This is a genomic window from Sphingomonas sp. HMP9, from assembly GCF_013374115.1.
In the GTDB taxonomy this organism is placed as follows: Bacteria; Pseudomonadota; Alphaproteobacteria; order Sphingomonadales; family Sphingomonadaceae; genus Sphingomonas.
Genome location: NZ_AP022673.1, coordinates 192,152 through 206,457, shown reverse-complemented (window position 1 = coordinate 206,457; position 14,306 = coordinate 192,152). Strand labels below are relative to the sequence as shown.

The following is a 14,306-nucleotide window of genomic DNA, read 5'->3' as shown; positions in this document are numbered from 1 at the left end:
ATGCACAAGATGTTGGCGCTGATCGCACTACTGACGATGGCACAAGCGGCGCCCAATCCGCACCTGCCGGCGGCCACATACGACAGCGTTGCTCCCGTCCTTCCGAAGGGATTGCGGAACGCAGTGCTGATCGTTTCGAAGACCAACGGCTGGCGACACATCGAGCATATTCCGCACTCGAACATCGTGCTTGACGATATCGCGAAAAGCTTGGGTCGCGCGAGCTACGCTACCGAGAATGCGGCGGTCTTCGACGACGAGCACCTGCAGCACTTCTCTGTCGTCGTGCTCAACAGCGCGAGCGGAGATTTTCTCACGCCTGCGCAACGCGCTGCATTCGCCCGTTTCGTAGCACGAGGTGGCGGCGTCGTGGCGTTGCACGCTGCGGGCGACGATAGTCACACCGACGCTTGGTACAGCGACACGATCATCGGCGCCAAGTTCACCGGACATCCGGGCGGTAGCGACCAGTTCCAGCGAGCACGGATCATCATCGACCAACCGGACCATCCCGTTATGGTCGGGGTGAAATTGCCCTGGTCACCGGTCGACGAATGGTATGCCTTCGACGCCAATCCCGCCGCCCGCGGTATGACCGTGCTCGCGCGGATCGATGAGGCCAGTTACCGCCCAGGCGCCAAGCTGGCCATGGGTAAGCACCCGGTCATCTGGACAAACCCATCGACCAAAGGCCGTGTCGTCTACTCGGCGCTCGGCCACTTGCCGGAGGCGTACGACGATCCGAACTACCGCCGCATTCTAGTCAACGCGATCCGTTGGGCGGGGAAACTTAAAGTGGGGCGAGACTGACGCAGCACGGGGATGATTCGACGAACGCAGGGCTGGCGCTGGGGTTTGATTGTATTGTCATCTCAACGAACGGTTTCATCATCGTTTCGCGCTGAGATTTTGCAAACAGGCAGCGACAACAGGTAATTAAGTTCGATAAATAATGCATATGGCCGCAACAAATTACTGCCTCAAAATACACAATTAGACAGGGGTAAATACAAAACAAATGTCGTGATCTCGCTATCTAATAGCGCGATCTCGCCCCGTTGAGCCTCGATTAAAGAGCGCGATATGGCAAGACCCAGACCCGTCCCACCCGTATCTCGCTTCGTTGTGAAAAACGGTTCAAACAGCCGTACGCGATCGGCCCGCGAAATGCCGGGCCCGTCATCGGTCAATAGAATTTCAAGACGATCATTTCTGATCGACAATTGGATCACCACGCATCGTGCGCCAGCTTGCTTACTGTTTTCTAACAGCGTGGTTAGTACAGATTCCAACGTTGTTGCTGGTGCGATGACGTCAGGTAGTTTCGCAGAGGAGACTATTTCGATCGAGAAACCGGCCGTTCGCGAAGCATCGGCAACACGCGCGACGATCTGGGTGGCATCGGTTCTTTCCTCACCCGGCTCGCCCATGTCGGCACGGGCGAGATCGAGCAACCGCGTGACCAGCAGCGCGAGACGGCGCGCGTCCGCATCGGCATTGGCAAGGAATCGACGTCGATCCTCCGCCGCCATGTCCGGGTGATCCTGCAGCAATTCCACCGCGCCGCGGATGCCGGCGAGCGGGGTCTTGAATTCGTGGCTGACCGCGTGGGCGAAGTCGCGCAGATAGCGCGAACGACGCTCGATCGCCGTCGCCATCACCGCGAAATCGGCGTAGAGGCCCTGGATCTCGATCGCCGCGGTCGGTGGTGGATCGGGAACGCGACCGCGGCCGCTCGCGACCGCGCGGGTCGCCGCGCCGAGTTGCTCGATCGGGCGCGTGACGCCGCGCGAGATGACGCCGCTGAGCACCACGAGCAACCCGAAGATCGCAGCGATCCCCAGCGCTATCTTGCCCCGGTCTTCATACAATCCCCGGAACAGCGCACGGGCGGAACGCGACAGCAGGAGCACGCCGACCACGCGGTCGCCGACGATGATCGGGCGCGCGTAATGGACGCGGATCGCTGCGGCTCGGGACAGCCACTCGAAGCGGTACGTCGCGCGATATGCGCCGTTGCGGCGGAGCACGGTCGTGGCGCTGCCGGCCAGTGCTGCGGCAACTTCGGGAAGTGCGGCATAGCTGCCGACCGCCGAACTCCCGGCGACGATGCTGCCGTTGCGGTCGAGCAGGATGATCGAGGCAAAGGTGGTGGACCGCGTCGCGTCCATGATCGGCGAAAGGAGCGTGGCGGCGACCACCGCATCGGCCGATGGTCTCGCGCCTGCCGCGACCCGTGGTCGTTCCGCGCGTATCGGCGTCGTACTGAGATCGATGCCGGATGCCGGCGCCGGCACGTAGGGGGTGTCGTCGCCTGCGACCGCGTGACGTGCAACCCGACCCGGCGGTGCGGCAGGCCAGAGCGCCGCCGCCGTCGCGGACAGCGCCGCGCCCTGCGCGACCAGCTCCGCCTCGGTCTGGCGGACAAGCGTGTTCTCGTAGACGCGCAGGAAGACCGCGCCGAAGCCCGGAAGCGCGGCGACCAGGAACAATGTCGCGAACAGGATCGTCCGCAACCGCATCCGGGGCCAGTGGCGTTTCCCCCAGTCCTTGATCCCGCCGATCACGCGCCCGTGCACGATCCGAGGCGATAGCCGATCCCGGCGCGCGTCTCGATCAGGTCGTCGGCGCCCGCTTTCGCGAACTTGCCGCGCAGGTTGCGGATGTGGCTGTCGATCGTCCGGTCGGTGACCGCGAAGCCAGGGCCATGCAGCCGGTCGATGATCGAGTCACGACTGAACACACGGCCCGGCATCGACGCGAGCAGCCGCAGGATTTGGAACTCGGTCACGGTCAGCGCGATCTCGCCCTCGTTCCACAGCGCACGCCAGCCCTCCAGGTCGAGCCGCAACCGCCCATGCGAGAGGTCGCGCCCATCCTCGACGCTTGGCGCCCGCGCGGAGGTGCGGCGCAGGATCGCCATGACCCGCGCCACCACTTCGCGCGGCGAGAAGGGCTTCACCACATAGTCGTCGGCGCCGAGTTCGATGCCGAGCACCCGGTCGATCTCGTCGTCGCGGCTCGACAGGAAGAGGATCGGTATGTCCGCCCTGCCCTCTCCACCACGGAGGCGACGGCACACCTCCAGTCCGTCCATCCGCGGCATGTTGATGTCGAGCACCACAAGGTCAGGCGCGTGCGTCTCGACGAGCGCCAGCGCGGCTTCGCCGTCCGCCGCCTCGATCGCGCTGAGCCCGGCCTTGTCGAACGCGAACACGAGCAGCTGGCGGATATGAGGATCGTCGTCGACGACCAGGATAGTGCGAGGCATCGGGCACAGGATCATTGTTGCGCACCCGGCGTCAACGGCTTTGGTGCCGGCGTGGCAGGCGCGGGCGTGTGCGGCGCTGGAGCGGACGGCGGCGCTGACGATACTGCCACCAGGGGCGGCGGCAGGATCAATCCGTCGCAGCGCCGTCCGTTCGGCGCAGACCGCAAACGCGGCGCCTTGGTGCCGACCATCGCCCGGACGGTCGCAAGCCGCCTTGCGTTGCGCAGCGTCCAGCGGCGCCAATCGGCCTGCGCGTCCGCAGTTTCGACCTGACTGTCCCACCGCAGATACGCCAGCCGGTCGCGCAGGCCGGGCTGTTTCGCATGCTGCTCCAGCATCGCCAGCGAGACCAGCGACGATGACCCGAGCCGCGCCATGTAACACAGGTCCAGCGGCGGGCCCGCCTTACCTCTGACGAGCGTCGTGCGCACATTCCATGCCGCTGCGGTCGCACCGAGATCGACGACGCTGGCCGTCACCAACACCGTGACAGCCGCCAGCGCATTGGCGTTGATCAGCCACGCCGCCGACTTGCCTGCCAGCAATCGCCAGCCGATCAGCGCCAGTCCCGTGGCCACGAGCCCCATCCACGCCAGCGCGGACAGTCGCAGCACCGTCATCCCATAGGCATCGACATAGTCGAGCGTTCGCAACGCACTCGACGCGACCAACAGCAGGTTTTGCACAATCCACACTGTCACCAGTCGTCGTGCCATCGGGCTCGCCGCGGCCGCGCTGCCCGGACGTAATGCCAGCAGCACGAACACGCCGGCGAGCAGTGCGGTCACGATCAACGAATAGGCGCCACGATGCGCATAGTCCGCCATCGTCACGCCCGCAGGCAGTCCCGCGCCGCTCCACAGGAACACGATGTCGAGCGCATTCTCGACCGCGAAAATCGCGTTGAACGTGACGAGCGACAGGATCAGCGTCGCCACCCCCGGCTCGAACGCCGTGCCGGTCGAGCGTTCGTCGAAGCGCGACGCCCGCGTCGCGCGCGCACTAGGTCGCAAGCTTGCCCAGATCGTAACCAGCACACAGAGCCCGAACACCGTCCGCCATGCCACCGTCCACGGATCCGGCAGCATGATTTGCGCAAACGCCTGACCGATCAGCGGGTTGGCGCTCGCGAACAGCGCGACGAACACCGCGCCGCCGACCAAGGGCAGCGCCACGACAGCCCCGATCGCGCGCATACCGCCGGAGGACGACCCTCGACGCTGGCGAATCGTCGACAGCCGCGCGGCATCCTTGAGCGGCGCAATGACCGCGGACATCGCGTGCCAGCCAAGCCTGCGCGTCCACGCCAGCGCATCGTCGAACCCGTGACGCGGCAGGAGTGCGGCGAGCGATAGCGCGATCCAGAACAGAACCCAGCCGAGCACGCTTGGATCATCGACGAGCACCACTGCCAGTCCGGCGCCAACAATCAACGCCAGTCGCGCCGATCCATCATTCCAGATCACCCGGCGCGTGAGAAAGAGGGCAGCGATCCAGGCGAAAGCGAACCCACCCACGACCGCGCCATTGCCATCGTCGATCAGTATCTCCGCCAGGACGATCAGCGCCAGGGCAGCGCCGATCTTGGCCATAAGTCTTCCATGACGATTCATTTTCGCGCTCCCCGATTGTCGAGGACAGCTTTGCCGCGGTCTCGTGAGCGTCGGATCGCGCGGTCCGTGTGCGGTCCGTTCGCTTGTCGTGCAGATCCTGTGCAGGGGATGAATCCAAACCCGGCCGGTTTACCTTAACTCACATTGCGAACGCCTCGACGTAGGGCTAGCCTCGCGCTGGGGAGTATCGACACATGGCGTGCAAAGACGGGATCGGCCTGCGTTTCGTAACGAAGCGTTGTCGTCTGTCCGCTACCCGTTCGCCGATGCAGAACCAGAGTCCTCCCCAGCGCTACGGCCTATGTTCGCGATCTTCCTGACGCCCGCCTACGCGCCGTTTGCGATCGCGTTCGTCGTGATGATCGGGATCGGGCTGATCGAGGCGATCGGCCTCGGGCTCGGCCATCTCGATCTCCACGCGGACGTCCATGCCGAAGCGGATGGCGGCGGCGTGCTAGACTGGCTCGGGCTCGGCCATGAACTACCGATCCTGATCTGGCTCACGTCTTTGCTCGGCTGCTTCACGCTTTCAGGGATTGCCATTCAGCAGGGGGCGTCAGCATGGACCGGCGGCCCGCTGCACTGGGGCCTCGCCTCGGGTGGCGCATTGATCGCCGGCAGCCTGCTCAACACGCTTGCCGCCAACGGCCTCGCGCGCATCATGCCCGGCTTCGAGACCAGCGTGATCTCGACCGACGACTTCCTCCGCCGCCGCGGCACGATCCTCGAAGGCACCGCGCGCCGCGGTAGCCCTGCCCGCGCGAAGATCGTCGACCAGCACGGCCAGGCGCATTTCATCATGGTCGAGCCGCATGACGACGCCGACGCGATCGCCACCGGCGAGACCGCGCTGATCGTCCGCCGCGACGGCAAACTCTTCTACGCACTGCCCGAGGCCAACGCGCTTCTGCAGTCGATCTGACCACAATCATCACCGGGGAGGGTTTCATGCCCGCACAGCTTCTGAACGTCCTGATCTACGCCGGTATCGTGTTGTTCTCGCTGGTCGTGATCGGCATCATTTTGACCCGGCTGTATCGCCGCGCGACCAAGGACGTGGCGCTGATCCGCACCGGCTTCGGCGGCGAGAAGGTCGTGCTCAACGGCGGCATCATGGTCATCCCGGTGCTCCACGAACTGATGCAGGTCCGCCTGACGACGGTGAAGCTGGAGGTGTCGCGCCTCAACAAGGACGCGCTGATCACGCTCGACAAGCTGCGCGTCGACGTCGTCGGCCTGTTCCACATCAAGGTGAAGCCCGACGCGGAATCGATCGCCGCCGCCGCACAGACCTTGGGTGACTCGGTCAACAGCCCCGACGCGGTGAAATCGCTGCTCGACGGCAAGCTTGTGTCGGCGCTGCGTTCGGTCGCCGCGACGATGACGATGGAGCACCTCCACGCCAACCGCGCCGACTTCATCCAGAAGGTGCAGGAAGCGCTGATGACCGACCTGGACATGAACGGTTTCCAGCTCGAGTCCGTCAGCATCACGCATTTCGACCAGACCGCGTTCGAGCATTTCAACGAGAACAACGCGTTCGATGCCGAGGGTCTGACCGTGCTCACGCGGACGATCGAGGAGCGCAAGAAGATCCGCAACGATATCGTCGCGACCAACCGCGTCGAGATCGAGCAGCGTAACCTCGACGCGAACAACCAGTCGCTCGAGATCGCGCAGGCCGCGGAACAGGCGCGCCTGACGCAGGAGCAGACACTCTCCGCCCGCCGCGCCGAACAGGCGACCGCGATCGCCACCGCGGAGGCCGAGCAGACGCGCCTCGCCGAGATCGCCCGCATCACAGCCAGCCAGGCGCAGACGGTCGCGCAGACCGAGGCCGACAAGGTGATCCAGACCGCCACCATCGCCCGCGACGGCGCGATCCAGACCGCGACGATCGAACGCGACCGCACGATCGAGATCGCGCGCATCACGACGGCTGTGCAGACCGCGCAGAAGTCCGAGGAGGAATCGACCGCCACCGCCGCCGCCAACGAGGCCCGCGCACTCGCCGTCCGCGCCGAGGAAAGCGTCGCCACGGCCAAGGCAACCGAGATCGCCAACCGCAACAAGAACGTCGCGGTCATCGCCGCCACGCAGCGCGCGCAGGAAGAGGCGGTCGGCATCACCGTCGCTGCAACCGCCGAGAAGGAAGCCGCGGAGGCCCGCGCCAGTGCCCTGCGCACCGAAGCGACGGCCGAAGCCGATGCCGAGAAGGCCCGCGCGGAAGGTCGCGAGGCAGCGTTCAAGGTCGATGCGGCGGGTCAGGCATCGCTCAACGAGGCGACCAACCTGTTGAGCGACGCGCAAACCGCGTTGCTGATCCGCCGCGCGATGCTCGAAGCGCTGCCCGCGATCATCGCTGCCGCGAGCAAGCCGATGGAGAACATCGACAAGATCAGCATCCTCGATGCTCGAGGGCTACACGGCGACGGCGGCAGCGACGGCGCATCCGGCGGTGGCCAGGGCAATCTCGCCGATGCCGCGGTCGCCGCCGCGATGCGCTACCGCGTCGGCGGCCCCCTCATCGATGGCCTGATGGCGGAACTCGGCATGACCGGCAATTCGCTGAACGGCATGCTCGCCGGAAGCAGCGCGGATGCAGCGCCTGCCCGAACCACCTCCCCCGATACCCACAAACAGCCCGCTGCACTCAACGGCGGATCGGGCAACTCGCCGGCCTGATCGCGTGAACGCGAAGGCCCAGCCCCGGGAAACCGATCTGCGCTTCGAGGAAGACGGCGCACAGATCTTTGCGGGTGCCCTGGATACCGCTGCATGCCTTTCGATCGAACAGGCCATCGCAGACCTACCGAGCGACGTGGCGGGCGTGAGGATCGGGTCCGCCCCTGCCCTGTACGCGATGCTCGCGGTGGACGGTCCCATCGGCAGCATCGCCGCATCGGCCTTGGGCCCCGATGCGCGCGCCGTTCGCGCCGTGCTGTTCGACAAGACGGCAGCGCGGAACTGGGCGCTCGGCTGGCATCAGGATCGCACGATCGTCGTCGAGGAGCGCGCTGACGCCGACGGCTTCGGTCCCTGGACGGTCAAGGCCGGCCTGATCCAGGTCGAACCGCCCTTCGCGATTCTGGAGCGGATGGTCACGATCCGCGTCCATCTCGACCCGGTCGACGCGACGAATGCTCCGCTTCGCATCGTGCCCGGATCTCACAGGCTTGGTCGCTTACCGGAAGCGAGCATAAAGCACGTCGTCGAGGACCGCGGCGAGCGCGCGTGCCTCGCGAACCGCGGCGATGTCTGGCTCTACGCGACGCCGATCATCCACGGCTCGCGCGCCGCCGATCCCCCCCGTCGACGACGCGTGCTCCAGGTCGATTATTCGGCTATCGACCTGCCTTCGCAACTCCGCTGGCGCGGACTATGAAGGTCCGCTCGGCCCGCCATTCTGGGCCGAATGCTTCGACCAGTCCCGTGACGGTGGCTGACCGCGCCGGTTGCTTGGCGCATGTGTTCGATGAACGGCTGCCTGAGGTGTGGAATGGACGAATTGACGCTGAACGTGGTCGGCATCGACTTTCCCAACGCGGACAAGAGCAGGAGCAACCGGCGGATGGAGCTGTTGCTCTGCAAGCCCGGCGAACCGATCGCGCTTCGGCGCGAGCCCAAGAACCCGCATGATGCCAATGCGGTCGCGGTATTCAGCCCGCGTGGCGTGCAGATGGGCTATCTCTCCGCCGAACGCGCGCCGTTCATCGGCCGGCGCATGGAGCAGGAACCCTATGAGATCATATTCCAGGCGCTGACAGGCAACATGGCTTATGTCCGCATCCGCTTCGGTGGCGGCTCGCCGACTCTGCCGGAACCGGCCAAGTCGCCACCGCCGTCGCGCCACGCACCCTATGACCCCGATGCCTTCTATCCCGATCCCGACGGCCCCGAATGGGGCGCATGAGCGGCGTCAGATCCCCTGCGCGGTGACGATCCGGCCGGTTGCTTCGAGATCGCGCGTCAGGTCCGCCAGGCACCGATCGACCAGTGCCTCGTCCGAACTGCGCACCACGAAGTTCGCACCGGTCTTGCCATCGCGAAAGAACGGGTAACTGCCGATCGCGACGCCCTCATGGGTCTTCTCGGCATCACGCAGAAGGTCGGCGACCTCGCTCTCCGCGACCCAGCAGCCGATCGTCTTCGACACCACCGGACGTCCACCTTCGAGCGTCCCCGTCAGCGCATCGAGCATCCCCGCGGTGATATGCGGCACCCCCGCCATGATGAAGATGTTGCCGATCCGGATCCCCGGCGCGCCCGACACCTTGTTGTCGATCAGGTCGGCCCCCGCCGGCACCCGCGCCATCCGCGCCCGCGTGTCGGTCAGCCCGCCGCGAGTCGCGTAATAGGCCTCCAGCACCGCCATCGCGCGCGGATGATGCTCGACCGCGACGCCCAGCGCCTCCGCAATCGCATCGACCGTGATGTCGTCGTGAGTCGGCCCGATTCCCCCCGTCGTGAACAGGTAATCGTTGCGCGCCCGGAGGATGTTGACCGCCTCGACGATCGCCTCGGTCTTGTCGGCGACCACGCGCACCTCGGCGAGGCGGATGCCCTGCACGTTCAGCCAGGCCGCGATCTGCGCGACGTTCTTGTCCTGCGTGCGGCCCGACAGGATCTCGTCGCCGATGATCGTCAGCGCGGCCGTCCAGATGCGTTCGTTTGTCGGGGCTTGGGTCATGCCCCTCGCATAGCCTCGCAAAACCGCCGCCGCCACGCTATATCGCGCGTCATGACCGAATATGTAACCGTCACCTCAGACCAGCCCGACGCGCGCACCGGCGCCATCAAGCTGCACGGCCCCGCCGCGTTCGAAGGCATGATGAAGGCGGGCCGGCTCGCCGCCGAGACGCTCGACATGATCGTGCCGCACATGGTGCCCGGCGTGACCACCGCCGAGATCGACCGGCTGATCTACGACTTCATCATCGCCGGCGGGGGCGTCCCCGCGACGCTCGGCTATCGCGGCTACACGCACAGCGTCTGTATCTCGATCAACCATGTCGTCTGCCACGGCATCCCGAGCGACAAGACGCTGAAATCGGGCGATATCGTCAATGTCGACGTGACCCCGCTGCTCGACGGCTGGCACGGCGACACGAGCCGGATGTACCTGATCGGCGACGTGCCCATCAAGGCACGCCGCCTCGTCGAAGTCACCTATGAATGCCTGATGATCGGCATCGAGCAGGCGAAACCGGGCAACCGCATGGGCGACGTCGCCAACGCGATCCAGCGCCATGCGGAAAAGCACCGCTACGGCGTGGTCCGCGATTTCTGCGGTCACGGCGTCGGCCGCCTGTTCCACGACGCCCCCGAAGTCGTCCATGTCGGCAAGCCCGGCACCGGCCCCGAACTGCGCCCCGGCATGATCTTCACGATCGAGCCGATGATCAACATCGGCCGCCCCGACGTGAAGCTGCTCGACGACGGCTGGACGGCGGTCACCCGCGACCGCTCGCTGTCCGCGCAGTTCGAGCATTCGATCGGCATCACCGAGACCGGCTGCGACATTTTCACGCTCAGCCCCAAGGGCTACACGCAGCCGCCGTACGTCTGACAGCCGCGCAGGCGGCGCTGCCAACAGCGCCGCACCTTCCCACCAGTCGCTCCCTCCCTCCCCGTCATCCTGACGAAAGTCAGGATCCAGAGCCACACGGCGCCGCACTCGCTTACCCTGGATCCTGACTTTCGTCAGGATGACGGAACGGTCAGCACAGCCTACACGTCGCGGCAGAAGATAGACGCCTTACGCAATTCTACCTCGGCTCGCTCGCCCGCTGCGGCATCGCCCTTGGCTTCCCCACCCTTGGTCTGCACGGTCAGTTCGCTCGGGCCTTCGATCCGGCAAACTATGCCTTTCGTCGATTGCGTGCAGGCCTTTGCAGCCTTGTCGTACGCGGCCTGGGTCTGTTCGCCTGCCGGTCGAACCATGAACGAGACTATCGACGATCCACCGAAGAGATGCGATCCGAGACCCATGGTGTTCACGCGCCATTCGGTCGCCCGTGTCGGCTTGGATCCTACCTGTTTCATGTTGAGCTTGGGTGCCAGACGCTCGCAGAAACTCGTCGATGCCTGCGCAGGCAGTTGAGTCGTCGAGCCTCCAAATACCATCATCGCCAGTATCGATACGATCTTCATCTCATTCCCCCAAGTAAACCGTCCGATAGCGCTCGCTTCACATGCGGTCTGACTGAGATATGTGACGCCGTTATGTGACACCGCCGCGGCACCGCGCCAATCCTCCTCAACTGCTGCGGATCGACGCTGGCAAGTCGCCCCCCACCCCGCTAAAGCCCGCCCCATGCCCCAGATCACACCGCAGATCGTCGCCGACCACGGCCTGTCCCCCGAAGAATATGAGCGCGTGCTTCACGCGATCGGCCGCGAGCCCAATCTCGTCGAGCTCGGCATCTTCTCGGTGATGTGGTCCGAGCATTGCAGCTACAAATCCAGCAAGATCCACCTGATGAAGCTACCCACCAAGGGCCCCCGCGTCATCTGCGGCCCCGGTGAGAATGCCGGCGTCGTCGATATCGGCGACAACCAGGCGGCGATCTTCAAGATGGAGAGCCACAACCACCCGTCCTATATCGAGCCCTATCAGGGCGCAGCGACCGGTGTCGGCGGCATCCTGCGCGATGTCTTCACGATGGGCGCGCGGCCGATCGCCAACCTGAACGCGCTTCGCTTCGGCCGGCCCGATCATCCCAAGATGCGCCACCTGATCTCGGGCGTCGTCCACGGCATCGGCGGCTACGGCAATTGCGTCGGCGTGCCGACCGTCGGCGGCGAGGTGAACTTCCACAGCGCGTATGACGGCAACATCCTGGTCAACGCGATGACCGTCGGGATCGCCGATCAGGACAAGATCTTCTATTCGGCCGCCAGCGGCATCGGCAATCCGATCGTCTATGTCGGCAGCAAGACCGGCCGCGACGGCATCCACGGCGCGACGATGGCCAGCGCGGACTTCGGCGAGGATTCGGACGCCAAGCGCCCGACCGTCCAGGTCGGCGATCCCTTCACCGAGAAGCTGCTGATCGAGGCCTGCCTCGAACTGATGGCGACCGACGTCATCGTCGCGATCCAGGACATGGGCGCCGCCGGCCTCACGTCTTCGGCGGTAGAAATGGCGTCGAAGGGCGGCGTCGGCATCGAGCTGACGATGGACGACGTGCCGCAGCGCGAGACCGGCATGACGCCGTACGAGATGATGCTGAGCGAGAGCCAGGAGCGCATGCTCATGGTGCTCAAGCCCGGCCGCGAAGCCGAAGCGGAAGCGATCTTCAAGAAATGGGAGCTCGATTTCGCGGTGATCGGCCGCGTCACCGACACCGGACGCATGGTCCTGAAATTCAAGGGCGAGACAGTCTGCGACATCCCGCTCGGGCCGCTCGCCGACGAGGCGCCGCTCTACGATCGCCCGCACGTGCCGACGCCCAAGCCCGCGCCACTCGCAAACGCGCCGCACAGCAACGACGTCGCCGCCGATCTCGTCACGCTGATGGGCTCGCCCGACATCGCCTCGCGCCGCTGGATCTGGGAGCAGTACGACCACATGGTCGGCGCCGACACGGTCCAGCGCCCCGGTGGCGACGCCGCAGTCGTCCGCGTCCACGGCACGCAGAAGGCGCTGGCGATGACCACCGACTGCACGCCGCGCTATTGCTTCGCCGATCCCGTCGAGGGCGGCAAGCAGGCGGTCGCCGAAGCGTGGCGCAACCTCACCGCAGTCGGCGCGCTGCCGCTGGCGGTGACGAACTGCCTCAACTTCGCCAACCCGCAGCGCCCCGAGATCATGGGCCAGATCGTCGGCTGCCTCGAGGGGATGAGCGACGCGTGCATCGCGCTCGACTTCCCGATCGTCTCGGGCAACGTCTCGCTCTACAATGAGAGCAAGGCGACCGGCGGTGGCTCGGCGATCCTGCCGACGCCGGCGATCGGCGCGATCGGGTTGCTCGCGGACTGGCAGAAGAATGCGACGATCGCGTTCAAGGGCTCGGGCGACATCATCCTCGCGGTCGGCACGCGGGGCGGCCATCTCGGCCAGTCGCTCTGGCTGCGCGAATGCCACGGCCGCGAACAGCTCGACGCCGGCCCGCCGCCGCCCGTCGATCTCGCCGCCGAACGCCGCGTCGGCGACCTGATCCGCGAGGCGATCAGCCTCGGCCAGTTGACCGCGGTCCACGACGTCTCCGACGGCGGCATCGCCGTCACCCTCGCCGAGATGGCACTGGCGGGCGGCATCGGCGCGATGATCGACCGCAAGCAGCCGTTCGACTGCGCGCGCGCGTTCTTCGCGGAGGACCAGGGCGTCTATATCGTCACCGTCGAGGACCACGCACTGCTCGACTTCCTCGGCGCCGCGCACGCCGCCGACGTCGAAGCCGAACCGCTCGGTCGCACCGGCGGCAAGCGCCTGATCTTCGAACGCCCCGACCGCGACGACGTCATCGCGCTCGATACGTTGCGGACGGCGCACGAGGGCTTCTTCCCGAAGCTAATGGGGGTCGACGCCGCGCTGGCGTGAGACACGTAGCCAGCGCGCACTCAGAAGCGCAGCCCCAATCCCCCCCGGCGAAGGCCGGGGCCCAATTGGAAAGGTGGCAGTAACGGCGCGCAGCGGCTCGTCATAACCGTCCCCCAATGAGGCCGCGGCCTCCGCCGGGGTGGTGCGATTGTTGAAATTAGGACGACCAGCACCAAACACGCCCTGTGTCCCCGCAAAGGCGGGGACACAGTCTGGGCTCCCGCCTTTGCGGGAGAACAAGGGAGCGGTAGCTGCCGTCCGATCAACTCTCGTGGCTCCACCACCCCGTCATCCCAGCAAAAGCTCGGATCTCCCCAATCAGGTCGCAGCGCGCGCCGATTGGAATATCCCAGCCCTTGCTGGGGTGACGGGTGGTGGTGCGGTATCTCCCTTCAAGACGGCCTACTAACGACGCGTCGCAGCAGCGCATCACAGCGCCTGTCCTACACCACCGCAATATGCCAGCGTCGAACCATGATCGAAGCATGCCCCTCCCACCGCGTGGCCCCTCCGCGCCCGCCGACGCCGAGCGCCGACCGACCTCTACCTTCGGCAAACCCCGCCAACCTGATCGGCCACGCCTTCGCACAAGACGGGCATCGAAAGGCCACATCTTCAGCGACGAGACGGCCTCTCGAAATGCTGCGCGAGCGTCTGCACTTTCTATACTTCACTTTTCCCGCGTGCCTCGCATACCCCCCAGCGCCGTCACGGTTGACCGCATCTGCGGCGTTAGCGTCATGAGCGCCCTCGCCAACATCGCTCCGTTACAGCCGCCCGAACAGCCCCACGAAATGCTGCGCGAGCGTCTATACTTTCTATACTTCACTTTTCCTGCGTGCCATCCACACACCCCAGTGCCGCAACGCGTAACCTT

The 14,306-nt window shown here is 65.7% G+C and carries 12 protein-coding genes; 7 read left to right on the top strand and 5 right to left on the bottom strand.

The window, feature by feature from the left end; all coding sequences use genetic code 11:
- Complete coding sequence (locus HMP09_RS00955) at positions 1-810, top strand: ThuA domain-containing protein (protein ID WP_176498797.1); 810 nt, start codon at positions 1-3, stop codon at positions 808-810.
- Positions 811-980: 170 nt separating this feature from the next.
- Here the strand turns inward: HMP09_RS00955 and HMP09_RS00950 are convergent, their stop codons facing one another.
- The 3 genes from HMP09_RS00950 to HMP09_RS00940 are packed head-to-tail and all read right to left on the bottom strand — an operon-like array spanning position 981 to position 4,863.
- Complete coding sequence (locus HMP09_RS00950; RefSeq protein WP_232090509.1) at positions 981-2,579, bottom strand: sensor histidine kinase; 1,599 nt, start codon at positions 2,577-2,579, stop codon at positions 981-983.
- Complete coding sequence (locus tag HMP09_RS00945; protein ID WP_232090507.1) at positions 2,564-3,271, bottom strand: response regulator transcription factor; 708 nt, start codon at positions 3,269-3,271, stop codon at positions 2,564-2,566. The genes HMP09_RS00950 and HMP09_RS00945 overlap by 16 nt, the downstream gene beginning before the upstream one ends.
- A gap of 11 nt (positions 3,272-3,282) precedes the next feature.
- Complete coding sequence (locus HMP09_RS00940) at positions 3,283-4,863, bottom strand: DUF4153 domain-containing protein (RefSeq protein ID WP_232090505.1); 1,581 nt, start codon at positions 4,861-4,863, stop codon at positions 3,283-3,285.
- 322 nt (positions 4,864-5,185) lie between these two features.
- On the opposite strand from HMP09_RS00940, the gene HMP09_RS00935 reads away from it, so the two are divergent.
- The 4 genes from HMP09_RS00935 (at position 5,186) to HMP09_RS00920 (ending at position 8,797) form a co-directional block, all read left to right on the top strand.
- Positions 5,186-5,806 carry an OB-fold-containig protein gene (locus tag HMP09_RS00935; RefSeq protein WP_176498794.1) on the top strand — a complete coding sequence of 207 codons (621 nt, stop codon included), beginning with the start codon at positions 5,186-5,188 and terminating at the stop codon, positions 5,804-5,806.
- A gap of 26 nt (positions 5,807-5,832) precedes the next feature.
- Positions 5,833-7,569 (top strand): flotillin family protein, encoded by a 1,737-nt coding sequence (locus tag HMP09_RS00930; protein WP_232090504.1) that lies wholly within the window; start codon positions 5,833-5,835, stop codon positions 7,567-7,569.
- A gap of 4 nt (positions 7,570-7,573) precedes the next feature.
- Positions 7,574-8,269: a phytanoyl-CoA dioxygenase family protein gene (locus HMP09_RS00925; protein ID WP_232090502.1), complete on the top strand. Its 696-nt coding sequence runs from the start codon at positions 7,574-7,576 to the stop codon at positions 8,267-8,269.
- A 114-nt stretch (positions 8,270-8,383) separates the two neighbouring features.
- Complete coding sequence (locus HMP09_RS00920) at positions 8,384-8,797, top strand: HIRAN domain-containing protein (RefSeq protein WP_176498792.1); 414 nt, start codon at positions 8,384-8,386, stop codon at positions 8,795-8,797.
- Positions 8,798-8,803: 6 nt separating this feature from the next.
- On the opposite strand, the gene HMP09_RS00915 is transcribed toward HMP09_RS00920, so the two are convergent.
- The gene (locus HMP09_RS00915; RefSeq protein WP_176498791.1) at positions 8,804-9,574 is read right to left on the bottom strand and encodes a competence/damage-inducible protein A; all 771 of its coding nucleotides are present in this window, start codon (positions 9,572-9,574) and stop codon (positions 8,804-8,806) included.
- Between the two features lie 51 nt (positions 9,575-9,625).
- On the opposite strand from HMP09_RS00915, the gene map reads away from it, so the two are divergent.
- Entirely contained in the window at positions 9,626-10,453 is an 828-nt protein-coding gene (gene map / locus HMP09_RS00910; protein WP_176498790.1) for a type I methionyl aminopeptidase, read from the top strand.
- A gap of 161 nt (positions 10,454-10,614) precedes the next feature.
- Here the strand turns inward: map and HMP09_RS00905 are convergent, their stop codons facing one another.
- Positions 10,615-11,037, bottom strand: coding sequence for a hypothetical protein (locus tag HMP09_RS00905; protein WP_176498789.1), 423 nt, complete (start codon positions 11,035-11,037; stop codon positions 10,615-10,617).
- Between the two features lie 163 nt (positions 11,038-11,200).
- Between HMP09_RS00905 and purL the strand changes: the two genes are divergently transcribed.
- Positions 11,201-13,429, top strand: coding sequence for a phosphoribosylformylglycinamidine synthase subunit PurL (gene purL, locus HMP09_RS00900; RefSeq protein ID WP_176498788.1), 2,229 nt, complete (start codon positions 11,201-11,203; stop codon positions 13,427-13,429).
- Positions 13,430-14,306: the final 877 nt, after the last annotated feature.

Excerpts from the sequence above, each read along its gene's own strand:
- HMP09_RS00905 (WP_176498789.1), bottom strand. The coding sequence starts at position 11,037 with ATGAAGATCGTATCGATACTGGCGATGATGGTATTTGGAGGCTCGACG.
- HMP09_RS00920 (WP_176498792.1), top strand. The coding sequence starts at position 8,384 with ATGGACGAATTGACGCTGAACGTGGTCGGCATCGACTTTCCCAACGCG.
- HMP09_RS00955 (WP_176498797.1), top strand. The coding sequence starts at position 1 with ATGCACAAGATGTTGGCGCTGATCGCACTACTGACGATGGCACAAGCG.
- purL (WP_176498788.1), top strand. The coding sequence starts at position 11,201 with ATGCCCCAGATCACACCGCAGATCGTCGCCGACCACGGCCTGTCCCCC.
- map (WP_176498790.1), top strand. The coding sequence starts at position 9,626 with ATGACCGAATATGTAACCGTCACCTCAGACCAGCCCGACGCGCGCACC.
- HMP09_RS00930 (WP_232090504.1), top strand. The coding sequence starts at position 5,833 with ATGCCCGCACAGCTTCTGAACGTCCTGATCTACGCCGGTATCGTGTTG.
- HMP09_RS00935 (WP_176498794.1), top strand. The coding sequence starts at position 5,186 with ATGTTCGCGATCTTCCTGACGCCCGCCTACGCGCCGTTTGCGATCGCG.
- HMP09_RS00940 (WP_232090505.1), bottom strand. The coding sequence starts at position 4,863 with ATGGCCAAGATCGGCGCTGCCCTGGCGCTGATCGTCCTGGCGGAGATA.
- HMP09_RS00945 (WP_232090507.1), bottom strand. The coding sequence starts at position 3,271 with ATGCCTCGCACTATCCTGGTCGTCGACGACGATCCTCATATCCGCCAG.
- HMP09_RS00915 (WP_176498791.1), bottom strand. The coding sequence starts at position 9,574 with ATGACCCAAGCCCCGACAAACGAACGCATCTGGACGGCCGCGCTGACG.